The organism is Bacillus sp. BML-BC051, assembly GCF_019656175.1.
GTDB lineage: Bacteria > Bacillota > Bacilli > Bacillales > Bacillaceae_G > Bacillus_A > Bacillus_A mobilis.
On the sequence record NZ_BPLI01000001.1, the window covers coordinates 1 to 25,387 of the forward strand.

At 35.9% G+C, this 25,387-nt stretch carries 21 protein-coding genes, 1 pseudogene and 2 other annotated features; of the genes and pseudogenes, 4 read left to right on the forward strand and 18 right to left on the reverse strand.

What is annotated here, in order from left to right:
• Positions 1-58: 58 nt before the first annotated feature.
• The 6 genes from ilvA to ilvE are packed head-to-tail and all read right to left on the reverse strand — an operon-like array spanning position 59 to position 6,959.
• Positions 59-1,321, reverse strand: coding sequence for a threonine ammonia-lyase IlvA (ilvA, locus tag K5S59_RS00005; RefSeq protein WP_000250341.1), 1,263 nt, complete (start codon positions 1,319-1,321; stop codon positions 59-61).
• Between the two features lie 31 nt (positions 1,322-1,352).
• Complete coding sequence (gene ilvD / locus K5S59_RS00010; protein WP_001255794.1) at positions 1,353-3,026, reverse strand: dihydroxy-acid dehydratase; 1,674 nt, start codon at positions 3,024-3,026, stop codon at positions 1,353-1,355.
• Positions 3,027-3,072: 46 nt separating this feature from the next.
• On the reverse strand, positions 3,073-4,080 hold the full coding sequence (ilvC, locus tag K5S59_RS00015) for a ketol-acid reductoisomerase (protein WP_000861122.1): 1,008 nt from the start codon (positions 4,078-4,080) through the stop codon (positions 3,073-3,075).
• Positions 4,081-4,094: 14 nt separating this feature from the next.
• Positions 4,095-4,325, reverse strand: a complete 231-nt coding sequence (locus tag K5S59_RS00020) for an ACT domain-containing protein (protein ID WP_000019914.1) — start codon at positions 4,323-4,325, stop codon at positions 4,095-4,097.
• On the reverse strand, positions 4,322-6,037 hold the full coding sequence (gene ilvB, locus K5S59_RS00025) for an acetolactate synthase large subunit (RefSeq protein ID WP_120449832.1): 1,716 nt from the start codon (positions 6,035-6,037) through the stop codon (positions 4,322-4,324). The genes K5S59_RS00020 and ilvB overlap by 4 nt, the downstream gene beginning before the upstream one ends.
• A 22-nt stretch (positions 6,038-6,059) precedes the next feature.
• Positions 6,060-6,959: a branched-chain-amino-acid transaminase gene (ilvE, locus tag K5S59_RS00030; RefSeq protein ID WP_000528140.1), complete on the reverse strand. Its 900-nt coding sequence runs from the start codon at positions 6,957-6,959 to the stop codon at positions 6,060-6,062.
• Between the two features lie 152 nt (positions 6,960-7,111).
• Positions 7,112-7,357 (reverse strand) — a binding site (T-box leader).
• Between the two features lie 260 nt (positions 7,358-7,617).
• Here ilvE and K5S59_RS00035 point away from each other — a divergent pair.
• Positions 7,618-8,376, forward strand: a complete 759-nt coding sequence (locus tag K5S59_RS00035; protein ID WP_000911792.1) for an SDR family oxidoreductase — start codon at positions 7,618-7,620, stop codon at positions 8,374-8,376.
• 50 nt (positions 8,377-8,426) lie between these two features.
• On the opposite strand, the gene K5S59_RS00040 is transcribed toward K5S59_RS00035, so the two are convergent.
• The 4 genes from K5S59_RS00040 to K5S59_RS00055 are packed head-to-tail and all read right to left on the reverse strand — an operon-like array spanning position 8,427 to position 13,533.
• Positions 8,427-9,116: a response regulator transcription factor gene (locus K5S59_RS00040; protein ID WP_000821648.1), complete on the reverse strand. Its 690-nt coding sequence runs from the start codon at positions 9,114-9,116 to the stop codon at positions 8,427-8,429.
• Between the two features lie 15 nt (positions 9,117-9,131).
• Positions 9,132-10,622: a sensor histidine kinase gene (locus K5S59_RS00045; RefSeq protein ID WP_120449829.1), complete on the reverse strand. Its 1,491-nt coding sequence runs from the start codon at positions 10,620-10,622 to the stop codon at positions 9,132-9,134.
• A gap of 27 nt (positions 10,623-10,649) precedes the next feature.
• The gene (locus tag K5S59_RS00050; RefSeq protein WP_000966874.1) at positions 10,650-11,888 is read right to left on the reverse strand and encodes a copper resistance CopC/CopD family protein; all 1,239 of its coding nucleotides are present in this window, start codon (positions 11,886-11,888) and stop codon (positions 10,650-10,652) included.
• Positions 11,889-11,904: 16 nt separating this feature from the next.
• On the reverse strand, positions 11,905-13,533 hold the full coding sequence (locus K5S59_RS00055) for a multicopper oxidase family protein (protein ID WP_120449828.1): 1,629 nt from the start codon (positions 13,531-13,533) through the stop codon (positions 11,905-11,907).
• A 247-nt stretch (positions 13,534-13,780) separates the two neighbouring features.
• On the opposite strand from K5S59_RS00055, the gene msrA reads away from it, so the two are divergent.
• Positions 13,781-14,317 carry a peptide-methionine (S)-S-oxide reductase MsrA gene (msrA, locus tag K5S59_RS00060; protein ID WP_098237664.1) on the forward strand — a complete coding sequence of 179 codons (537 nt, stop codon included), beginning with the start codon at positions 13,781-13,783 and terminating at the stop codon, positions 14,315-14,317.
• A 168-nt stretch (positions 14,318-14,485) separates the two neighbouring features.
• Here msrA and K5S59_RS00065 read toward each other — a convergent pair whose 3' ends face one another.
• The 6 genes and pseudogenes from K5S59_RS00065 to K5S59_RS30075 form a co-directional block, all read right to left on the reverse strand.
• A complete protein-coding gene (locus tag K5S59_RS00065) occupies positions 14,486-14,686 on the reverse strand; it encodes a hypothetical protein (protein ID WP_080000221.1) in 201 nt (66 codons plus the stop codon).
• A gap of 187 nt (positions 14,687-14,873) precedes the next feature.
• Positions 14,874-15,776 (reverse strand): RCC1 domain-containing protein, encoded by a 903-nt coding sequence (locus K5S59_RS00070; RefSeq protein ID WP_120449826.1) that lies wholly within the window; start codon positions 15,774-15,776, stop codon positions 14,874-14,876.
• Between the two features lie 164 nt (positions 15,777-15,940).
• On the reverse strand, positions 15,941-16,582 hold the full coding sequence (locus K5S59_RS00075; RefSeq protein ID WP_000387070.1) for a FusB/FusC family EF-G-binding protein: 642 nt from the start codon (positions 16,580-16,582) through the stop codon (positions 15,941-15,943).
• Positions 16,583-16,692: 110 nt separating this feature from the next.
• Positions 16,693-17,379, reverse strand: a complete 687-nt coding sequence (locus K5S59_RS00080; protein ID WP_001015538.1) for a DUF421 domain-containing protein — start codon at positions 17,377-17,379, stop codon at positions 16,693-16,695.
• A 451-nt stretch (positions 17,380-17,830) separates the two neighbouring features.
• Complete coding sequence (locus K5S59_RS00085) at positions 17,831-18,961, reverse strand: RNA-guided endonuclease InsQ/TnpB family protein (protein WP_120449824.1); 1,131 nt, start codon at positions 18,959-18,961, stop codon at positions 17,831-17,833.
• A gap of 640 nt (positions 18,962-19,601) precedes the next feature.
• A pseudogene (locus K5S59_RS30075) lies at positions 19,602-19,721 on the reverse strand (hypothetical protein); the annotation flags it as partial.
• A 326-nt stretch (positions 19,722-20,047) separates the two neighbouring features.
• Between K5S59_RS30075 and K5S59_RS00090 the strand changes: the two are divergent.
• A complete protein-coding gene (locus tag K5S59_RS00090; RefSeq protein ID WP_000726881.1) occupies positions 20,048-20,752 on the forward strand; it encodes a polysaccharide deacetylase family protein in 705 nt (234 codons plus the stop codon).
• A 39-nt stretch (positions 20,753-20,791) separates the two neighbouring features.
• Here the strand turns inward: K5S59_RS00090 and K5S59_RS00095 are convergent, their stop codons facing one another.
• The gene (locus K5S59_RS00095; protein ID WP_001088179.1) at positions 20,792-22,129 is read right to left on the reverse strand and encodes a sodium-dependent transporter; all 1,338 of its coding nucleotides are present in this window, start codon (positions 22,127-22,129) and stop codon (positions 20,792-20,794) included.
• 302 nt (positions 22,130-22,431) lie between these two features.
• Positions 22,432-22,654: a binding site (T-box leader), on the reverse strand.
• Between the two features lie 220 nt (positions 22,655-22,874).
• Between K5S59_RS00095 and K5S59_RS00100 the strand changes: the two genes are divergently transcribed.
• The gene (locus K5S59_RS00100) at positions 22,875-24,509 is read left to right on the forward strand and encodes a putative polysaccharide biosynthesis protein (protein WP_000107878.1); all 1,635 of its coding nucleotides are present in this window, start codon (positions 22,875-22,877) and stop codon (positions 24,507-24,509) included.
• A gap of 38 nt (positions 24,510-24,547) precedes the next feature.
• Here K5S59_RS00100 and K5S59_RS00105 read toward each other — a convergent pair whose 3' ends face one another.
• Entirely contained in the window at positions 24,548-25,372 is an 825-nt protein-coding gene (locus K5S59_RS00105) for a DUF4037 domain-containing protein (protein ID WP_000523183.1), read from the reverse strand.
• Between the last annotated feature and the right edge of the window lie 15 nt (positions 25,373-25,387).

The following is a 25,387-nucleotide window of genomic DNA, read 5'->3' on the forward strand; positions in this document are numbered from 1 at the left end:
CTACTTGTATCTATCTTTTTTATTTCAATTACAACTGTATGCTAACTCTTTCCTTCTATTAAATAAGCAAATCAAACAAAATAGGATTTTTATTAAGCTCCATAAATTGAATATTATTTTCTTTAAAACGAGTAATTAATTGCTCATAATCTTCTTTATGTTTTAATTCTACGCCGACTAATGCTGGACCATTTTCTTTATTATGTTTCTTAATGTATTCAAAGCGAGTAATATCATCTCCTGGCCCTAACCCTTTATCAAGAAATTCTCTTAGCGCACCAGAACGCTGCGGGAATTCAATGATGAAGTAATGTTTTAGTCCTTCATAAATGAGCGAACGTTCTTTCATTTCTTGCATTCTATCAATATCATTATTTCCACCACTTAGCGTACATACAACTGTTTTACCTTTTATTTCATCTCTATATAAATCAAGCGCTGCAATAGATAGTGCACCAGCAGGCTCAGCTACAATTGCATTTTTCTTATACAGTTCTAAAATCGTCGTACAAACTTTTCCCTCTGGTACTAAAACAATGTCATCAATTACATCTTTACAAGTTTCAAATGTTAACTTTCCTACCTTTTTAACAGCTGCCCCATCAACAAAACTATCTATTTTCTCTAATGCGACATTTTCATTTTGAAGAAAAGCCTCTTTCATAGATGCAGCTCCCATTGGCTCTACACCAATGACCTTTGTAGCAGGACTAACACCTTTCACATATGTACCAACACCTGATGCTAATCCACCACCGCCGATTGCTGTAAAAATAAAGTCAACCGATTTCTCCATATCATGCATAATTTCAACTGCCACTGTTCCTTGACCAGCAATAACATACGGATCATCAAACGGATGAACAAACGTCATTCTATTTTCCTCACAATAGCGCTGTGCTTCTTGGAACGAGCTATCAAATGTATCACCAACTAATACAATCTCCGCAAAATCACCACCGAAAAATTGTACTTGCGATACTTTTTGTTTAGGTGTCGTTGTTGGCATGAAGATTTTTGACGGAATCTTCAATAAATTACACGTATAAGCAACTCCTTGTGCATGATTGCCAGCACTTGCACAAACAACGCCGTTTTGTAATTGTTCTGCCGATAAACTTTGAATCAAATTGTACGCACCACGAATTTTGAAAGAGCGAATCAATTGTAAGTCTTCTCTTTTTACATAAACGTCACAATCATATTTCTCAGATAAAACTGTATCACGTTGTAACGGTGTTTTAATAACGATATCTTTCATGCAATTATGAGCCATTAAGATATCTTCAATTTTCACTCTCTCCTTTACCTTCTGCACCATCTCATATCATCCTTATCTCTTTTAAATTGGCTCAATCGAAATTCGGGATTTTTAGGACTGCACCTGTATTCGCCGATGTTACCATTTGTGCATAACGTCCAAGCCAACCAGTTTTCACTTTCGGTTCTGGTCGTTTCCACTCTTTTTTACGCTGATTTAATTCTTCATCACTAACTCTTACTTCTAACAATCTCTCCTCAACATCGATACAAACGATATCCCCTTGTTTAAGAAGTGCAATCGTTCCGCCCGCAGCCGCTTCGGGTGAAATATGCCCTACCGAAATACCACGTGAAGCACCCGAGAAACGTCCATCCGTTAATAGCGCAACATCTGCACCTAATCCCATACCAGCAATCGCTGACGTTGGTGCTAACATCTCCGGCATACCAGGACCACCTCTTGGTCCTTCATAACGAATAACAACTACATCGCCTTTCTTAACTTTCCCAAGCATAATGCCCGCAAGCGCCTCATCTTGTGAATTAAAAATAACACAAGGTCCTTCAAATCGTTTTACTTCGGTCGCTCCGCTTTTAATAACTGCCCCATCTTTCGCAAGGTTTCCTTTTAATATACGTAATCCCCCTTCTTCACTATGAGGGTTTTCGAGAGAATGAATCACTTCCTTATCTTTAATCTCTGCATGAGCAATATTTTCTCTTAACGTTTGCCCAGTAGCAGTAATACGATCTAAATGAAGCACACCTTCTTTTCGGCTCATCTCTTTCAAAATAGCACTAATCCCGCCCGCTCGATCAATATCTTCCATATGCCAATTGGAAGCAGGGCTTACTTTACATAAATGTGGTACACGTCTTGAAACGGCATCAATACGGTTCATATCGTAATCTAATCCAGCCTCTTGCGCGAGCGCCAATGTGTGCAACACTGTATTTGTTGAACCGCCCATCGCCATATCAAGCGCGAACGCATCATCAATTGCTTCTTCTGTTACAATGTCTCTTGGTTTAATATCTTTTTCAATTAAAATCTTTAATTTCTCTGCTGCTTGTTTAATTAATTCTTCGCGTCTTGGATCGATGGCTAAAATACTTCCGTTACCAGGCAGAGCTAAACCTAACACTTCACATAAACAGTTCATAGAGTTCGCTGTAAACATACCGGAACAAGAACCACAAGATGGACAGCCATGATCTTCAATATCCTTTAATTCTTCTTCTGAAATTTTCCCAGATTGATAAGCTCCTACTCCTTCGAAAACAGAACTTAAATCAACAACGTCTCCTTTAGATGTTTTTCCAGCCGCCATCGGACCACCTGAAACAAATACAGTTGGAATGTTAATACGAAGTGCAGCCATCATCATACCAGGTGTGATTTTGTCACAGTTTGGAATACAAATCATGCCATCAAACCAATGTGCATTTACAACCGTTTCTACTGAATCTGCAATAATTTCACGACTCGGAAGCGAATAACGCATACCGATATGCCCCATTGCAATACCGTCATCTACTCCAATTGTATTAAATTCAAATGGAACCATACCTGCTGCACGCACTGCTTCTTTAACAAGTTTCCCAAACTCATTTAAGTGCTTATGACCTGGAATAATTTCAATAAAAGAATTACAGATAGCTATAAACGGTTTATCAAAATCTTCATCTTTCAAACCAGTTGCTTTTAATAAACTACGGTGCGGCGCTTTATCAAAACCTTTTTTAATCATGTCACTTCTCATCTTGTCAAATCCCCTCTTACGTATTTTTCACTTACAATCACTTACTCTATTTCTTTACTAATTCTTTCGGTGCATGAATCCAGCTCATCATTTCACGAAGCTCTGCCCCTACTTTTTCTAACTGATGATTTTGCTCTGCTTTTTTCATCGCATTATATGTTGGACGCCCAGCTTGATTTTCTAAAATCCATTTCTTCGCGAATTCACCTTGCTGAATTTCTGTAAGTACTCGTTTCATTTCTTTCTTCGTTTCATCTGTAACAATTCTCGATCCTGTTACATAATCTCCGAACTCAGCCGTATCTGAAATAGAATGGCGCATGTTCGTTAAACCACCTTCGTACATTAAATCAACAATTAACTTTAATTCATGTAAACATTCAAAGTATGCAATTTCAGGACGATATCCGCCTTCTGTTAATGTTTCAAAACCAGCTTTCACAAGTGCCGTTACCCCGCCGCAAAGCACTGCTTGCTCTCCGAATAAATCTGTCTCCGTTTCTTCTTGGAATGTCGTTTCAATTACACCTGCACGTGTACAACCTACACCTTTTGCATACGCAAGCGCTACACTTAATGCCGTTCCCGTAGCATCTTGATGTACTGCGACTAATGCTGGAACACCATTTCCTTCTTGGAATACACGACGCACGAGATGACCTGGACTTTTTGGTGCGACCATCGCTACATCTACGTAACTTGGCGGATTAATTTGTCCGAAGTGAATATTAAACCCATGTGAGAAAAGTAACATTTGCCCTTCACGGAGATTCTCTTCTACTTCTGCTTTATACACATGTGCTTGCTGTTCATCTGGCAATAACATTTGTACAACTTGCGCGGTTCGAACCGCTTCTGAAACAGACATTACTTCAAACCCATCTGCTTTTGCTACTTCAAAAGACTTACCATGGCGAACACCAACTACAACTTCCACACCAGAATCACGTAAATTTTGTGCCTGCGCATGACCTTGAGATCCATAACCAATTACCGCAACTGTTTTCCCTTGTAATAACTCTAAATTTGCATCTTTCTCATAATACGTTTTCATATTCCATACACCCCTTATAATTTATTTACTTGCAGTACATCAATTAATTTTTTCAACTGACCAACAAGTAATGTCGCTTCATTTTCAGTACAAACTGCTGTGAGTTTCATTTCAGAAACACCACTAGTATCTCTTTCGTTTAAATGTAAAGAAGAAATATAATAACCACGCCGAGCAAAAATTCCACTTATACGTAATAAGACGCTTGGCTCGTTATGAATAACGAGTGAAAAAGTATGACTCATTCTTCCCACCTCTTCATAATCATTTCGTTATTCCCTTTGTTTGGCGGAACCATCGGAAATACGTTTTCACCTTCTTCTACACAAAAATCAACTACGACAGGACCTTCATGAGCAAATGCTTCTAACATCACTTGTTTCGCCTCGGTTGAATTTGTCGCTCTTAATCCTTTCACTCCATATGCTTCTGCCACTTTCACAAAATCTGGCGATCCAATTTTTGATTCTGACAAACGATTTTCATAAAACATTTCTTGCCATTGCCTTACCATCCCTAAAAATTTGTTATTTATAATAAATACTTTTACAGGAATATTATTTTCAGCAATTGTTTGTAGTTCTTGAATGTTCATTTGAAAAGAAGCATCGCCTGCAATACAAATGACGAGTTCTTCTTCTTTTGCAAGCTGAGCACCAATTGCTGCCGGGAAACCAAACCCCATCGTTCCTAGTCCGCCAGATGTTAGAAAAGTCCGTGGATTTTTCGCTTTATAAAAATGCGCAGCCCACATTTGATGCTGTCCGACTTCTGTCGTAACAATCGCTCCACCATTCGTTACTTCACTTACTAGGCTAATAACATGTTGTGGTTTTAACTCACTTTCTTTTTGATTGTAGGAAAGAGGGTATTCAGCTTTCCATTCCTCGATTTTCGTAAGCCATTCTTTTGTTTGTGTACAAATTTGCATATGTAACAGCTTGTGTAACGCTTTTTTCACATCTCCAACAATCGGATATTCCACAGTTACATTTTTATGAAACTCTGAAGAATCTATATCAATATGTACCTTTTTCGAATGCGGAGAAAAGAGTTCTAATTTTCCTGTTACACGATCATCAAAGCGAACACCAAAAGCAAGGAGTAAATCACATTCTGTTACTGCCATGTTTGCAGCATACGTTCCATGCATGCCGAGCATTCCTAAAAACAACGAATCTCCCGGCGGATATGCACCAAGTCCCATTAAAGTGGAAACGACAGGAATACAATTTTCCCTCGCAAACTGAATAAGTTCATCAGAACCACCCGAATGAATGATCCCTCCTCCAATATAAAGAAGTGGACGTTTTGCTTGGGAAATTGCTTTAGCTACCTCTCTAAGCTTCCTACTGTCTGGCATAGGCTCTAGTTTATATCCTGGAATCTCAATTACTTCATTATAAAAACTTGTTACCTTTTCATTTTGAACATCTTTTGGAATATCAATTAATACTGGTCCTGGTCGCCCGCTTTCGGCGATGTAAAAAGCCTCTTGTACAATACGTGATAAATGATTCACATCACGAACTTGATAATTATGCTTCGTAACAGGTACTGTAATCCCGACAACATCTGCTTCTTGAAATCCGTCTTTTCCGATGAGAGGTTTTGCAACTTGCCCTGTAATAACAACTAAAGGAATCGAATCCATATAAGCATCTGCTAAACCCGTAACTAAATTTGTCGCCCCTGGTCCAGAGGTAGCAAAGACTACCCCGACCTTTCCAGAAGCTCTCGCATATCCTTCTGCCGCATGAATGGCAGCTTGTTCATGACGAGTTAAAACGTGCTTCAAACCACTTCCGTATAACGCATCGTACACTGGCAAAATCGCTCCGCCCGGATAACCGAAAACAGTCGTTACACCTAATTTTTTCAAACATTGAATAACGTGCCCTGCTCCTGTCACTTCTTCACAATGCAATTTCTCACATGTTGTATACTGTTGCTCCATTTCAATTAACTCCTCTCCCTACCTATAGTAAGCTTTCCGCTAATCCTGGAACACGTACTCCTCTTTCTCTCGTTAACTTTTTAAATTCCTCTGTCAATTGTTTCGTTACACTTCCTGGCTTCCCATCTCCAATTTCTCTTGAATCAACTTTTACAACTGGAATTAATTCTGCTGCGGTTCCCGTTAAAAATACTTCATCTGCTACATATACGTCATGGCGAGTAAACGGTCTTTCCTCACACCGAATATTAAGTCGCTCACATAACTCAATCACACTATTTCTCGTAATACCTTCTAGCGCTCCTAAATAAGAAGGAGGCGTTAACACTTTTCCATCTTTCACAACGAAAACATTATCTCCAGATCCTTCACAAACATATCCTTGTTGATTTAACATAAGTGCCTCTAGCACTCCTGCTTGCGCCGCTTCAATTTTTACAAGTACGTTATTTAAGTAGTTCATTGACTTAATGCGTGGATCTAGTGCATCTGGCGTGTTACGTCTTGATGCAACAGATACAACGCTTAATCCATTATCGTAAAATTCCTGAGGGAATAACTTTAATTGTTCTGCAATGATAATAACGCTCGGTTTCACACAACTTCTCGGATCGAGCCCTAAGTCACCTTTTCCTCTTGAAACAATTAACCGAATGTAAGCATCCGCATACTCATTTTTTTGCAATGTTTGTAAAACTGCTTCTTCCATTTCTTCAACCGTCAGCGGGATTGTAAGTAAAATAGATTTTGCCGATTCATATAATCGTTTTACATGTTCTTTTAAACAAAATACATTTCCACCGTAACTACGAATCCCTTCAAATACACCGTCTCCGTATAAAAAACCGTGATCATATACTGAAACAACTGCCTTTTCTTTTTCTACAAATTCCCCATTCATATAAATGTACTGGTTTCCCATCTCACATCGCTCCTCTTTTTTTCTCTCTATTTTTGCAACCTATTTCTATATCGATTGCTGAGATGAGTATTTTTAACAGAATATTCAGTATATAGATCTTAAAAATATACTCGTCTCAACAATCGATTACATACATACTTGTAGCAATCCATTGCTGAGACGAGGGAATCGTGGTACCACTCAGCTTCCTTACACTTCTCACGAAATATAAGCTTTGCAGGTCCAATTAGACCCCCGTCCTTTTACCGGAGACGATGCCGTCGCCCTCTACTCAGTTTCCCTTTCGCAAGCGATGCTCCGAGGTGATCTTCAATGATTCGATTGTTACTACTCTCACAGCCTAGGAGCAGCTCTCTGAAACGATCATAACCATCTACTTTCCTCTTCTTTGCATATACAACATATAAAGTTAGAAAATTCTTAATTCACTTTTATTTGTTAAACGTATTATAGGACGTTGTTCTTTTTGTTGTCAACATGTTTTTCCAAAAAAAAATAAAATTCAATCAATTTAAAGGAAGTCTATTTATTTTTTCTCAAAACAAAATCGGAATGAACTTCTTACACATACTCATATATTACTTAAGTATGTTCACATTACTACATAAAGAAAAACAACTTAATAACATATAAAATTTTATGAGGAGATGAGAAAACTATGTTAAAAGGAAAAGTGGCATTAGTTACAGGAGCAAGCCGAGGAATTGGACGTGCTATTGCAAAACGTTTAGCAAACGACGGTGCATTAGTTGCTATTCATTACGGAAATCGAAAAGAAGATGCTGAAGAAACTGTTTATGAAATTCAATCAAATGGCGGATCTGCTTTTTCTATCGGTGCAAACCTTGAATCTTTACATGGTGTAGAAACCCTTTATAGTTCTTTAGATAGCGAATTACAAAAAAGAACTGATAGTACTAAATTTGATATTTTAATAAACAACGCTGGAATTGGTCCTGGTGCTTTTATTGAAGAAACGACTGAACAATTTTTTGATAGAATGGTTTCAGTTAATGCAAAAGCACCATTCTTTATCATCCAACAAGCTCTATCTCGTTTACGTGACAATAGCCGAATTATTAATATTTCATCCGCTGCCACTCGTATTTCTTTACCTGATTTCGTTGCATACAGTATGACGAAAGGCGCTATTAATACAATGACTTTCACGCTAGCAAAACAGCTCGGAGCACGGGGAATAACAGTGAATGCAATACTTCCTGGATTTATTAAAACAGATATGAATGCAGAACTCTTGAGCGATCCAATGATGAAACAGTATGCCACTACTATTTCCGCCTTCAATCGCTTAGGTGAAGTAGAAGATATTGCCGATACTGTTGCATTTCTTGCTTCTCCAGACAGCCGCTGGGTTACTGGACAATTAATTGATGTGAGCGGAGGATCTTGTTTGTAATTTCTTAATCTATTTACGCAAAAAAAGCCAGCATTTTTGCTGGCTTTTTTTCACTGTGTAAAACGATACCCTACTCCCCAAATTGTTTCAATATATGATTTATCGAATGGATCAAGTTCAATTTTGTGACGAATATTTTTCACATGGACAGCGACCGTTGCTGCATCACCAATTACATCCATCCCCCATACTGTTTCAAAGAGACGATCTTTACTAAATACTTGGTTTGGATGTTCTGCCATACAAGTTAATAAATCAAATTCTTTTCCTGTTAACATGACCTCAGTTCCATTTACAAATACACGTCGGGCCGATTTATCAATAAGTAATCCTCGAATCCGAATTTCATCTTTTATTTGCTCTCGCTTTCCTGTTAAACGATCATAACGAGCTAGATGAGCGTTTACACGTGCCACCATTTCACTCGGGCTAAACGGTTTTATAATATAATCATCTGCTCCAAAACCTAACCCTTTAATTTTATCGATTTCCTCTTGTTTTGCGGACACCATAAGTATCGGGATGTCCTTTTTCAATCGAACTTGTTTACAAATTTCATATCCGTCTATTCCTGGTAACATTATGTCTAAAATTAACAAATCATAATCTTTCAGAAGAACACTTTGTAAACCTTTTTCGCCAGAGTAATCAATATCTACTGTATACCCAGCAACCTCTAAATAATCCTTTTCTAACTCTGCAATAACAGCTTCATCTTCAATAATTAAAATTCTTTTCAAGATGCTCTCCTTTTTCTAATTGATTTTTTGTAATGTAAATGCCAGCGTCGTTCCTTTACCTTTTTTGCTTTCTACCCAAATATCACCACCATGTTGTGTGATAATCTGATGTGCAATTGACAAACCAAGTCCGCTTCCACCTGTTTTAGAATTTCTAGAATGATCTGCACGATAAAACCTTTCAAATATATGAGGCAACGCCTTCTCTTCTATTCCTACCCCATTATCTTTTATGTAAATCGTTACATAATCAATAGATTCGGTCATGCGAATTCCTATATATCCTTCTTCTTTATCCATATACTTCACACTATTCCAAATGATATTTGTAATAACACGTCGTAATTTTTCACGATCACCTTTTACCAAAATAGAAGTATCCTTTTGAGCATCCCATCTCACTGCAATTCCCTTATCTTGTAATTCAAGCTGTAGTTCTTCTATACAATCAGATAAGTATTGATTAATTTCAACCTCTTCAAATTGAAACGGTTCCTCTTTTAAATCAAGTTTTGAAAAGAGAAAAAGCTCGTCAATTAATTGATCCATATCAAACACTTTATGATAAATAATCGTTAAATATTTATCTAATTGTTCTGGAGTTCGAGCGATACCTTCTTTAATTCCTTGTACATAACCTTTAATAGCCGTTATTGGCGTCCGTAAATCATGAGAAATATTTGAAAGCAATTCTTTACGATTTTTTTCATATTGCATTTGCAACTCGACCGATTCCTTCAACCTGCCACGCATCTCTTCAAACGATAAACTTAATTCACCTATTTCATCTTTCGCAAGTGGCTTTACTTGAAAATCTAAGTCACCCTTTTGAATTCTTTCCGTTGCCTGCTTTAATGAATGCAATGGTTTAATAATACTCCGTGATATAAAATATGTTAATATTCCATTCGTAATAATTAGCCCAAGTATTAAAGAGAATACGAAATATGGGAAAAATTCTCTAATCATTTCTTCTAAAGGATTTACATACTCAAATACAAAAATACTAACCTTATCCTTCTCTTCATCGTAGTAATCAAATTGCTTATAGTAAAAAGAATTACCCTCTATTTTCATATCCATTCCCTTTCTTTGTCCCTCCGTTTCAAATGCGGGTAGGTATTTATCAAACGAAGAGATTTTAAAATATGGGGATGAATATGTAAGCTCATCATTTTTTCGAATTAGTAATCCTGCTTGATTATCGTTTAATTCTTTATCAGTTTCCTTTAAAAAATTTATATCCTCCAATTTATCTGGAGCATACGATGAAAGAATTTTCAACCTACTAAAAATATCATCTTCATCTTCTTTTGTACGAATAGCTCCCTCCTGTTCTTTATCAATGAGAGAATGACTATTTTGATTAAGACCAATAATTGCTTTTGCAATACGAATATCACCAAATAAAGTAACACTAATTAACATAACTGCTATACCGCAAAAAACGATTGGAATAATTACCATCGCAACATACGACAACAGCAATCTAATACGGATTGACATTACAGAACTCCTATGAACATTATAATTTTAGCTTGTTACAGAATTCACCGGAAACGAAACTTGACTCATCCAAATACCAGCTAATAATACGAGTATAGCTAGAACAATTTCTAAGAGCAATAAACGGCGATTAACTGTTCCAATATCGTTATCCCATGTTTTCGTTTGTCTCCATGCTACAATTGTAATTATACATACAGTAAAAATCTTTATATTTAAAAGGTTCGTCCATATTGAATTAAAATTAAAAAGTACCCAATTCCTTGTCTGTAAAAACACAATTAATTCCCCAGAAAGAAATGCTATAATAAATGAAATACCAGCAATAATGCTAAAATGTTTACGAAAACGCTTTTGGTCAAATGTAATTTTGTATAATGTTGTCCAGGCTATAACAAGAGCTAAATAAATAAGTGCTCCTAGCCACACTGCAATACTCATAACATGGACCATTCTAATTATAACTGCTGCCCAATTTGGATTCGTAATCCATACATGACCTGTGAAAGAAAAACTTGCAACAAGAAATCCCCAAACTAGCGCATACCATTCGTTCCCCATATGCTGTAAAGACATAAGAACTAATAATAGCAGTTGAATCATAATAATAACTGAAAATGGAGAATGAATAAGTAAACTTCCCTTCGGAATAACTGACTTATATACTATTAATTCGGCTATTAATCCTACTACAAGTATAGAGAAGAAAATCTTTTTCATATTCTTCATGCTTTGCAATATGGAAGGTAATCTATAACGTTTTACAAACATATCGAGCCACTTTACTCCTGCTCCAATTAAAATCATTCCCTCTACAATATAGCGTAGTGTTACTATCATGACATCTGAAAATACTGAGCCACTCGCATTTCCCTCTACCACTACATTAGTTTGTAATTCTTCTCCAATTGAAAAGGGATAGCCTCCCTCACTCGGATGTCCGTCTGCAGAAATCATAGACCACCTTACTGTGTAAGTACCATTATTTAAGTTTGGTAATTTCACTTTTATTTTTGTTGGGTTATCTAATATTTCAACCTTTGATACTTGCACTCTCTTTGCACTTGGATCTAGCAGTTCAATATTGACTACATTTCCTGTAACTGGTTCACTAAATTCAAGAATAATCTGTTCCGGTTGTACTGTAAGAACTTCGCCCTCCTTTGGAGTGGCTCCTACAACACTTGTATGAGCAAATACACTACTATGAGAAAACAAAAATATACTTACACTTGTTAAAATAAATACTATAATTCTATACAGCATGAAAACCTCCGTATTATTATTCTGGATGATTACCTGAGTGATCTCCGGTAGAAAATGGAGTAGTTACCCCTTCATAGTTCATCATCGTATGCATTCCTTTTTCCGCATGAACGAGATGATGACAATGAACCATCCATAGTCCACTATTATTTGCCTCTAAAGCAATTTCATATTCTTCTCCCGGAAAAACATTAACTGTATCTAAGTAAATCGGACTTCCCTCCATTGGTTTACCATTTTTAGAAATAACTTGGAATGTATGTCCATGCAAATGCATTGGATGAATTTCTTCTCCCTTATTTTTAAAGCGAATCTTAACTTTATCCCCTTTCTCTACTTTAATGGGTGGAATATCAGGTGATGTCTTTCCATTAATCGTATACACCCATTTTTCTTGTCCATTTACATCTTTCACACCTTCTGCCAAATCCATATCATAGACCTTTGTAAACTTTGAATCTATCGTAAACTTGCCAACTTCTTTTTCTCCATATTTCGTAAAGTCAAACCATGGATAACTCTTTATATCAATAGGTTTTTTCGGCAAAGAACCGTTCCCAATAGTCGCCGTTAACATTCGATTCATTTTCTTAGATGGATCCACATTAATAAGTTTTACACTCGTTGTTTCCGGCATTTTAAAAACAAGGTCATAACGTTGTGCAGCTCCCATCGGAAGAATTGCTTTATCTAGCACGTCCCCACCTTTTATATCACGACCATCTAATGCAATAATTTGAAATGGCGCCCCAACTAATGTCATTAAATGCGTATTATTCCCAGCATTAATTAAGCGAAGGCGTACTGTTTCACCTGGTTTTGCATCCAATCGTAGTCCCTCACTTGTATCGTTTAATGTAAATACATCGTAATCATCTCCATCAGATAAATCTTTGAGTTGATCATTACTTGGCATCATTAACGGTCCTTCTAAAGTTTGTGCCTTTTCATTTCGAATATGATTGCTAGGATAGCTATCCCAATCTTTATCTTGTTCGCCATTATGCTTACGGGTTATTATGGCTCCTGTTTTCCATTCATGGACCGCCACTGTATAATCCTTTTCATATTTTACAGCTGGTTTATTCGGTTCAATAACAATGGTTCCAAATAGTCCCCGCTCCGTTTGTATTGCACTTTTTTGATGTGAATGATACCAATATGTCCCCACCTGATCAGCATTAAATGCGTATGTATATGTTTTACCTGGTTTTATAGCATTTTGCGTAACACCTGGAACACCGTCTACCGCCGCAGGAACATCTAATCCGTGCCAATGGATTGTAACTGGTTCTGGCAATTCATTTTTCAAATTTACAACAATACGTTCACCTTGTTTAACTCGAATTTGAGTACCCGGTGATGTTCCATCAAAGGTCCATGCATCTACCTTTTTCCCATCTCCCAAATCTAAACTTGCTACTTTCTCCGTAATATTAAAAGTTTTTGTAACCCTTTTTTTGGCATCTGAATTAGCAAGCGATGTAATTGATTCTGAAGTAGATGTTGCATCTGTTAACTTCTTTTTTTCATTTGTACCTGGGTAATTATTTATTAAAAAATATCCAAAAATAACTAACCCTAATAGTAAGCATGCCGCAATCAATATATTTCTTAAATCGCTTTGTATAAATTCCTTTTTCATATTAGTCTCTCTTTCATTTTTTGTTGTAAACTATTAATTTCCATACGTGGATTCATTGCCTATCACCTCACATATTCACTTCGATTTACATCATAACACTCAGAAAAAAAGAAACTTTGAAGGAATTTTAAAGACTTTATAAAGAAATATATTTCAATTTTTCTTTACTTCTAAATCTTTTTTATTGCGCAATAAAAAAGATTGTATAATACTATATAAAACATATACATTTAGGAGGATTACAACAATGTCCGAAAAAACATACGAACTCGCAACCTTCGCAGGCGGTTGCTTTTGGTGCATGGTAAAGCCATTTGATGAACTTCCTGGTATTCATAAAGTACTTTCTGGCTATGCAGGTGGTCATGTAGAAAACCCAACATATGAACAAGTAAAAGCTGGTACATCTGGTCATTTAGAAGTTGTACAAATTACATTCGATCCTTCTATTTTTCCATATGAAAAATTACTAAATTTATATTGGCCACAAATCGATCCAACTGATGATGGCGGACAATTCTTTGACCGCGGTCCCTCTTATCGCACTGCTATTTTTTATCATAACGAAACGCAAAAAGAGCTTGCTGAAAAATCAAAACAAGCTCTTGCAGAAAGCGGTATGTTTAAAGAGCCAATCGTAACTGAAATTCGCCCGGCTGCACCTTTTTATGAGGCTGAAGAATACCATCAACATTTTTATAAAAAAAATCCGGAGAAATATTCTACTGAGCAAAAAGAATCTGGCCGTGAAGACTTTATAAAAGAAAATTGGCAAAAAAAATAATAAAAATGCATCGTACTTTCTTTTCAAAGTGCGATGCGTTTTTACTTTTGAAAAAAGTACCATACAATTATGAGAACAACCGCTGTTAATGTCCAAAGTATTATCTCATTTTTAGCTTTATTCTTTTTGTTAGTCATTTCAGTTTCTCCTTTTAGCTATTCAATATGTTCAAGATTTCCTCTGTTTAATTGTCCACCTTATATACGTGAATACATCCTTACATATTCTTATAACAAGACCACCAATTATTCCGATTGCAATCGACATTAATAACATCTGTCCAAAACTAAAAGAATTTGTATATGTTATGTAGAAAACAATACACACAAGTAAAATATATGGTAAAGAAAATAAAATCTTTTTAAACAATTCTTCACCTCTCCTATGCTTTTTTTATAACTTATATCGTCTACTGTAACTTTAAAAAGTTCCATTTTGACACTCATTTTACAGAAAAAATAAGAACCTCTTTTAAAAAGGGATTCTTATCTACATATCCTATTCCATAATTACTCCTAAAATAGAATAATATTACTAATGATTTGTTGTACATTAACTATTTGCCAGGCAATCGGATGTTACGCCAGCTACCTACATCACATTGACCGTATGTATTGTCACCTACCGCTACCACGGTGCCATCTAATTTAAGACCGACCGTATGCACACAACCAGCCGCTATCGCTACAATATCGCGCCAATGCCTTACACTTACATTACATTGACCATACTCATTCCTGCCCACTGCCACCACGGTACCGTCTGATTTAAGTCCGATTGTATGATTACTCCCTGCCGCTATTGCCACAATATCTTTCCAGCTGCTTACATCACATTGACCATGTTTATTATTACCCACCGCCATCACTATGCCATCCGATTTCAAACCAACAGTATGAAGATAACCAGCTGCCAACGACGCAATACCACTCCATTCGCTTACATTGCATTGGCCATATCGATTATTCCCCACCGCGGTCACTGTGCCGTCCAATTTAAGACCAACTGTATGCCAGTCACCCGCCGTGACCGCCACAATATCACGCCAGCTACTTACATCGCATTCTCCTTCTTTATTTCGCCCCACTGCTATTACCTTACCATCCGGTTTAATGCCAAGGGTACGACGCCACCCCGCCGCAACCGATACAATATTATACCAGTCGTTTCCATTACACTGATCATGCTTATTCCACCCCACCGCCTCCACGGTATTATCACTTTTCAGAGCGATTGTATGAGCATTACCCGTGTTCGTCGCCATATGAACATTGCCCGTAGCGACTGCTTCAATATCACACCAGCCACTTACATTGCATTCTCCTTCTTTATTTCGCCCCACTGCTACAACCGTACCATCTGATTTAAGAGCAACTGTATGCCCCCGGCCTGCCGCTATCGTATCTTTAGGCCACCGTTTCACTTTTAACATCTCTTCTTTCAATGAAATGTAATTCATGTTTTACCTCCTTGCATATAAGCAAATCTATCCAAATAGATATTTTTATCTAATTTCATTATAAATGACCCGACTTTTTTTATAAATTTACAGCTACAAAAGGGGCCTATTATTATTTCTTTCAAAAATAAAAACCTCCAGTTTAAATACTAGAGGTTCCTTCTTTATTTCTTCAATCGTTCAATAAAATCATTCAATTTATCAAGTGATTTCATATTCTGATTACAAGCTACACCATCTTTGCAAATATAGTTTCCCTTTTTAACGAAAGTTCCTTGTACATCACCTTTAATTTCAACTAAAAACATTCCTACTTCTTCATGCCCATGACATAATGAACAAATGCTTTTTTTATTTAAACTTTGGAACGTTCCTTGCAGACCAACAAACTTATTTTTATCATTTTTCGCTATAATAAATTTCCTGCTTGACCCTTTATCAATCCAGCTTAAATAAGATAATTCTTTCATGTTCAGTTCTTCCATATCAGGAAGTTTTAATTTTTTCGCTTTAGGAAATAATTTTTTTAATGTTTGCGCTGTAACTTCCTGAAACGGAATGACATACGGATTTATTTTCATTAAAAACGATTCTGCATCTTCTCTATTTTGAACTGTTAATACCGTATCAATTAACTCTTTTTGTTCATCCGTTAAATTCTCAAATACATGTATTATCTTTTCAATCGCAAGTGATTTTAACGCTTGAATTACACCTCTATCATTTGCCGTTGCATGCCCATTTGCTAAAATATAAGCTTGTGATTTTATAAAATTGTATTGATCACTTCTAATAAAAGCTTCCATCTTTATCACTCCATACAAATTGTTGATCTAGTTTTATTGTATACAAAGATTCAGCTTTTTGATATGTAAAAGATAACTTAGAAACGAATATTACATACTTCGATTATGTTCTACCGCTTCATTTCCTGACAAAAGAAACCATCGTCTGTTTTCCATTCTGCATATAATACATCTTCAAATTTAGTAATCCCTTTTTGCTTTATTTGTTTATACAGCCATCCTTCATCGAAGCCAGCTTCTCTCAAATTATCTTTCACTACTTTTCCATCACTAATTAATGAAATCGGTAAATATACAGGCTTATGCTTTAAACTTAAATCATTTATAGTGGGTGTTTCGTATTTACTCTTTTTCAGAACACTTATGTTCCCATTAGGTTCCAAAATCATATATTCAACTTCTCTGATTGAAAATATGTCTTTTTGTTGCCTAAGCATTTGTTGTAGTTGGTTAATATCCAAATGATTTGAACTTAATTGTTCTCGGTCAATCTTTCCATTACGAATAATAATTGAAGGATACCCTTCAAAAAACCTTCTTGTTCCTCTTATTTTTTGTGTTATCACTTCTATTGAATAAATTAAAATTACCCAAACAAATACTGAATATAAAATAGACCACACTTTAATTTTAGGATCATATATTGAATTTCCAACGAGCTCACCAAGAACGATAGCAGAAATAAAATCAAAGGGGGTTAGCTGAGATATTTGTGTTTTCCCTAGTATTTTTGTAGCAATTAATAGAACAAAAAAGCCAACTAAAAGCTCTATCGTTATTTGTCCAATATGATTCATAAATGTTCCCCTTTCTGCTTTTCACTCAAATGTTCTATATTCTATTTAGTAAAAAAACGGCATATTTTTCTATTATCTTTCCCACTCATACGTAATATATCCAATAGATACAAAGCAAAAAGAGTCTAGTTCAAAATAACATTTGAACTAGACTCTTTTATCTTCATTTAGAATACACTATCTTTTTAATCGTTTCTCCGGATAGAAAATACTCCTCTGCAAGTTGATGAACGGAAATCCCACTTTTAAACGCTTCTTTAATCGCTTTATTTCTTTCATCTAGTTGTTTTCTTCCTCCAGATCGTGTACCGATACGATAAACTTAACTAAATCTATACAATTCAATCAAATTTATACAAGTTAGTGCTTCATCGTGTTCTCGCAACCCCGAGGGGACGAGGGGTATAACACTCCACACGAGGCAGTATCGTTACCTCCTATTATCAAGCATTTATTTTACCCATCTTGATAAATTTATCGCAGCATTTATATCCCTATCGTGATGGCTATTGCACCCAAAACAGTCCCATTCACGAATCTTTAAACTCCACTGTCCTTCTGGTTGAACTGAATGGTCGTATTTAACTCCGCAACATGAACAAATCTTGCTTGAAGCGAACCATTTATCAGCTTTTACATACGCAATGCCGTACTTCTCACACTTGTATGATAAACATTGAAAGAAGAAGTTTAATTTTTGAAAGGAAAATGCTTTCGATAGTCTTTTGTTTTTTAACAGGTTTGAGATAGATAAGTCTTCCACAACAATCCTCATTGGTTTGGTTTTCACCAATTTAGCTGTCGCTTGATGGATATGGTTATTTCGGATATTCGTAATTTTCCTAGATAACCGCAGGTGCTCAGCTTTCGCTTTTTCATATCCGGCAGATTGAATCTTTACACCTTTTTTAAATCTCCTAGACATATCTCTTTGCGCTGACTTTTTCCTTTTCAAAAGTTTTTTAACCTTGGCATCTTTGTTTATATTTCGTTCTTTCATACCATTAGAAGCTACAAACAGCTCTTTTAAACCAACATCCACACCAATCGACTCATCGGTTAGTTCTTGTGATTCAAAGTCTTCTTGGAATCCTACACTAATCCACCAGTGACGACCATCAAAGGTAACTCTTGGATTGGATGGCTTTTTGTTTCTTGGTAGTTGTTGGCTTGTTTTCACTTCTCCAATAGACTGAATATGAACCACTTTCTTTCCTATAACCAGTCTTTCATAATTGGCATAAAATCCTTGGATTAAATCTTTTTTGGATTTATAAGAAGTGTGAGAACCATTTTTGTACTTTTTGAACGAATGTTTTCTCGCCGTATCAAAATCTTTTGAAGCCTGTTTGGGAACTTGTGCATTAATGTCTTTTAACCACTCATATCTCTTTCGCTTCTTGATCTTTGTAAATCGTTTCTGTAAAGCTAACTGTGAAACAGATTTTCCAAATAGCTTATAGTATCTATCACTCATTCTTTTACAATAGTTATAAGCAAATCTTGCAGCACCAGCATGGTTTCTAAGCACTTTTTCTTGTTCAGGCGTTGGAATCAGTCTGACTTTCTTCGCTAATATCATCAGAATTTAACTCCTTTAATGAAAGGTTTGTTCTTCTGAATAGTAGCGTGTTCCACCAGCATTCTCCTGAGACTACTCGGATGCAAACCTGTTAATTCCGATACTTGACTAACTCGTGAAAATTTCATTATTATTCTCACCTCATTGAACCTAACGTAGCACGTACGTTCGGCATTTTCAATGAAGTTTGATAGATTTAATAAAATTTATCTTGTTCAACTAAGGGCGCAATTCCTTAGCCAGTTCTCTTATGAACTTCTCATGTTTTCACATGAGCGCAGACTATATGTTTATCTCTTTAGAGATAGAGGATTTTTCCACCACCATAAGCTTGTGATGTACTCTCGTCAGTTATACGAGATAGTCGTTGAACGTTCATCTTATCCATTTTGACTTAGATGATTCGAGGCGGAAGACCCATTGTTCTAGTGTTTAGGATTTAACCTTGCACCATCTGATTGATTTTTTCTGCTTTCGCGACATTCACGCTCGCTATTTCTAGCCACGTTGTAGTTCAATCAGCTTTAGGGATTGCCCGCAGTTAACCCTCACTACTAGCCAATCGCTTGACTAGCAGGGCTTACTGATATATTTAATTCACCTTAGTTGTAATTGGTTAAATAAATCGTAACAGTTAGTTACCCCATTTATAATGTTTCGTTTCTTGTTTTGGAATGTAAATTGTTTCACCTTGTATATACTTTTGAATTTCAATAATTAAACTTTCTGGTAAAACCGTCGCAGCTTTAACGTATTTCATTTCTGCTCGCCCCTTATTTTTTATGGTTCATTTCAATAAGGTGCAAAGCCAAATATAAAAAATGATACGAGCTCATTTAGGCGATTGTATATTACTTATCTACCTCACGCAAAGTATCGCCATTTCCATACTTGGCTTTGCATGAGACGCTGCAGTGTCTGGCAATTGAATTATAATCGCCATATAAACACCTCCTAATATACCTTTTGCATTTTATTATATGATAAATTCCTTCCCCTTGCATCCACATCCTTTTTCAAGCATGAAATTACTTAGTTTGATATAATACTTTTTAGTCCAATCCAAAAGTATAGTGAGGTTGCTTTATGAAAAAGAAAATAATCATTACAATCGTTACATTATTCATTATTACTGTAGCATTACTTGGAACATACAAATTGATGAACGCAAGAAGTTTTCAATTGTTTGGAGATTTAACAAATCGAGTAGAAACAAATGAAAAAGTGATTGCTTTAACTTTTGATGATGGCCCTACGAACAATGTAAAACAAATATTACCGCTACTAGATACATACAATGCAAAAGCTACATTCTTTTTAATCGGCAATGAATTAGAGAAAAACCTATCGTTAGGAGAAGATATCGTACAATCTGGACACCAAATTGGAAACCATACATACTCTCATAACAGAATGGTTTTTAAAACACCTTCTTTTATTAAAGAAGAAATAGAAAAAACGAATGCATTAATCCGCCAAACAGGATATACAGGAGAAATTGATTTTAGACCACCTAACGGAAAAAAGCTAATTGGTCTGCCCTATTATTTAAATAAAAATAATATCGAAACAATCACATGGGACCTTGAACCTGATACTTTTTATAAATCTGCTGCTGATAAAATTGAGTATGTTAATAAAAATGTAAAACCAGGTTCTATCATTTTACTGCACTCTATGTATGATGAGTCTAATGAAAATTTACAGACCATTGAAGGTATTTTAGACTCATTATCTAAGAAGGGCTATCAGTTCGTAACAGTAAACGAACTGCAAAAAAGAGCAAAGTAAAAAGGTAGCGTATCATAGAGCGATACGCTACCTTTCTTTTTAAATAATGCCAAGTACATTTAAGAATACGATAATAATCGCGATTGGTGCGATAAAGCGAAGTAAGAATAACCATAATACGAACAGTTTATAGCCTTTATTTTTACTTACACCAAGCTCTTTCATTAATACATCTTTCTTCATTTTTAAAGGAACAAAGATGGAAACTAATAAAACACCAAGTGGCATTAGTACGTTACTCACTGCATAGTCCGCTAAATCAAAGATTGTCTTTCCGAAAATCTTCAGATCACTTAATATACCAAATGATAATGCTGATGGTACTCCAACAACGAAGATTAATAACCCTACGATTAAGGCCGTTTTTTCACGTTTGCCTTTACCTTTTGATGTTAACGACGCAACACTAATTTCTAGCATAGAAATAGCAGATGTAATCGTTGCGAAGAAGAACAGCAATAAGAAAATAACGAAGAACACTTTTCCGAACGCCATTTTACTGAAAATAGCAGGTAATACGATAAATAATAATCCTGGCCCTTGAGATGGTTCTAATCCAAATGCAAATACAACTGGGAAAATTGCAAGTCCTGCAAGTAATGTAATTACTAATGTTAAAGCTACGATAGAAAATGCTGAACGCGGTAAACTTTCTTCCTTCGGTAAGTATGAACTATATGTTACCATTACTGCTACACCGACCGATAATGAAAAGAACGATTGACCCATCGCATATAAAATAACTTCTGATGTTACATGTGAGAAATCAGGTTGTAAGAAGAAACGAACCCCTTCTCCCGCGCCGTCTAATGTAAGAGCACGAACAATTAATACAAAGAATAAAACGAATAGCGCTGGCATAAAATATTTATTTACTTTTTCAACACCGTTTTGTACGCCTTTACTTACGATAAAAATTGTAATAAGTATGAATAATAACTGTGCTCCTACTGCTAAATAAGGATTGGAAATGATTTCACCAAACGTAGCTTCGTATGCGCCATTTCCTTCCCATAGTCTACCTGTAATTGCATTCCATAAGTATAATAAAATCCATCCCCCTACAACACTGTAGAAAGAAAGTAATATGAAACAAGTTACAATCCCTAATTTCCCTAACCATGGCCATAATGTTTTTGGTGCGATTTCTCTATACGCATCAACGGCCTCTTTTTGTGTACTTCTTCCGATAACGAATTCAGCTAATAATAGCGGTAAACCAATTAATAATGTGAAACCGATGAAAATAAGGAAGAACGCTCCGCCTCCTCCGATACCGGCCATATATGGGAATTTCCAAATCGCCCCAAGGCCAATTGCTGAACCTGCTGCAGCTAATACGAAACCTAATTTCGATGTCCATTGCTGTGAATTCATTTGTTAATCTCCTCTCTGTCTCTTTTTCTTTGTTTCAGTTCAGTATTTATATTGTTCTATCAATACTCTTTTCTAATACGTTCACTTCCTCCCTAATCATAAAAAAACGCCCCTACGTAAATACGTAGGGACGACAAAAATATCGCGGTACCACCCTAGTTATGAAGATACAACAAAGTTAGGACCTAAATAAAAAACGTCCCTACGCAAATACGTAGGGACGATAAATTATCGCGGTACCACCCTAGTTATGAAGCCACAACAAAGTTAGGACCTAAATAAAAAACGTCCCTACGTAAATACGTAGGGACGATAAATATCGCGGTACCACCCTAGTTGTGAAACAATCTTCACCACTTTATTTGATAACGGTATAAACTACCGTCTTTCATTTCCTCATAATGTGAGATTTATGAAAGATGCTCCAGGACGAACTTCATGAATAATCTATATACTGATTCACACCAACCATCAGCTCTCTGAAATAGGGAGATATTCACTACTATACCCTTTCATTGCCCAAATATTATTTTCCGAATTGATTACTATCATTTTTATCATACATTAAAAATAGTGTCAACTTATATTTTGAATTTTTATGTATTACATTCTATTTAAAAATGTAAAATATGACTTTTAAATGAATAATATTAGAATATTTATGTTCCATACTATATTAACTACTCTAACAGGTTTATAGTAGTATACGATGAATGCAAGACAGCACGAGTAGGAGGAAAGAATTTTGTCTACTTCAAAAGTTTTAAAAGGTACTGCTTTATTAAGTGGTGCAACAATGATATCACGTATATTAGGTTTTATATACTTCTTCCCTTTTCAATTATTAGTCGGAACACAAGGGGTCGCTTTATATGGATATGCATACTCTTGGTACGGTATTTTATTAAGCTTCTCAACTGCTGGTATTCCTATTGCCGTTTCTAAATTTGTTGCAAAACATAATGCGCTCGGTGATTATAGTACAAGCAAAAAATTATACAACTCAAGCGTAAAATTAATGCTGTTTATGGGCTTTTTAGGGTTTTTAACTTTATTTATTGGAGCACCGTACATATCACAATTTATTATTCGCTCAAAAACGCCAGATCCACAATTTATCGCTGACGTAACACTTACGATGCGAGCATTAAGTTTCGCACTTATTATCGTACCAGCTATGAGTGTTACACGTGGTTATTTCCAAGGTTTTCAACATATGAAACCAAGTGCCGTTTCTCAAGTCGTAGAACAAATTGCGCGCGTTGTTTTCATTTTAGTTGGTAGTTTTATCGTCTCAAAACTATTAGGAGGTTCAGTCGCCTCTTCTGTTGCAGTTGCTACGTTTGGCGCTGTTATCGGAGCACTTGCCAGCGTTTCGATTTTAATGGTGTACTGGAAAAAATATAATAGATTAAAGCCTCCCGAAGGAGAATTAAAGTCAAGGGCATCGAATATCCCATTAAAAAATATTTATATGGAATTACTACGATATGCAATCCCAATTGTATTTGTCGGCATTGCAATTCCGCTCTATACGTTAGTAGATCAATATACTGTAGCTGATGTCCTTAGAGCTATGGGAGAGCCTTTAGAAACAGCGAATGCAGTTTTCGCTTATATAACGAACTATGCCCAAAAGTTAATTATGATTCCAGCTTCACTTGCTACTGGATTCTCGTTAACGATCATTCCGGCAATAACGAAATCTTATACAAGCGGGAAACTAGAAGAATTACAAGAACAAATTGCAAAGATATTTCAAGTCTTGTTATTCTTCACTATCCCAGCTGCATTCGGTCTTGCTAGTATTGCTTATGATGCATTCCGTATGGTTTATGTAAATCCTGAAATTGCACTTGGTGGATCACAATATTTAATTTCATTTGCACCTTCTGCTATATTAAGTGCGATTTTCACAGTTTCAGCAGCTATTTTACAAGGAATCGATTATCAAAGAAAAACGATGATTGCTTTCTCAGTCGGTATTCTCGTTAAAGTTTTAGTAAATACACCGCTCTTACATTTATTTGGTGGACACGGTGCTGTACTTGGAACAATTCTTGGATACCTCGTTTCCAATGTTATTATGTTGTACTGCATCATTAAGTTTGCGAAATTTAATATTAGTGAAACAGCAAAAACAGTACTTCTTATTACAATTTACTCCGCAGCAATGTCTGCTGTTGTAATTGCATTAAAAGCTATTTTAAAATGGTTAATTCCTGGACAATCTTATATGGAATCACTTCTCATTGTTGTTATATGCGGCGCTGCAGGAGGAATTGTTTACCTTTTATTCGTCCTAACGAGCGGACTTGCTTCACATATTCTCGGTGATAGGATTCAGCGATTACCCGTACTAGGTAAATTAGTCAAATAAAAAGAAGGGATGTAACGCATTGTTACATCCCTTCTTTTCTACTTCGCATATTGAATATGTTTTTGTTGTTCAGCAATATGTAATTCTGGAGCATGTTGTTCTACTAAATGTAATAACTCTTCGATTAACACCTCTAACTCCTGTACACTATACTCCGGTTTCCCTATTAACGTATTCGCCATACGCTCATATAAGTTTTCAGGCTTAATACTCATTCGTTCCACATTATTCGGCATCCATTTAAACGCCGGGTGATGCACATACATTCGGTTTAAACCAAATAAGACCCCAAATATATTTCTTTGTACTTCACAAATAACATCATATAACATAAGCCAATCTTTTCGTTTTAAAAGCGCCTCTCGATTATGCCAGCGATTGCTTAACCAAAGATTTTCTGAAATCATCTGTTTCGCAAGGTCTTCTGGATATGGTACCACTCTATCTTTTAATTCATTCACTTTCTCGTCTCCATACAAACTAGCACCGTCATGAACGGATGATACGATACATTGTTTTTCATAACTTATATCATATTGATCCACCACATCCGAAATAACTTTCTCTACTGTTTCTGTTAAAAAGTTACTGATTTCTAATTTAATTCCCTCTTTTGTCAAATATGTTTCCGACCATTCTTCTTCCTCGTAAGGATGATATGACAAAATTGTTCCACCAATATGATTAATAGGCCCTTTACGATCCTTATCCTCTGGTGGCGTTGACCACAATATATGTAATTCTATATCTGAATGTTCATCTTCTAACTTTCTAGCTACTGAACCTGCTAAAATAACAGCCTCCACTTTCGGATTCTTCCTATAAATCTCCGACATTTCTATTGCTTTCTCTTTTAATCCCACTTCATTTCCCCCTAA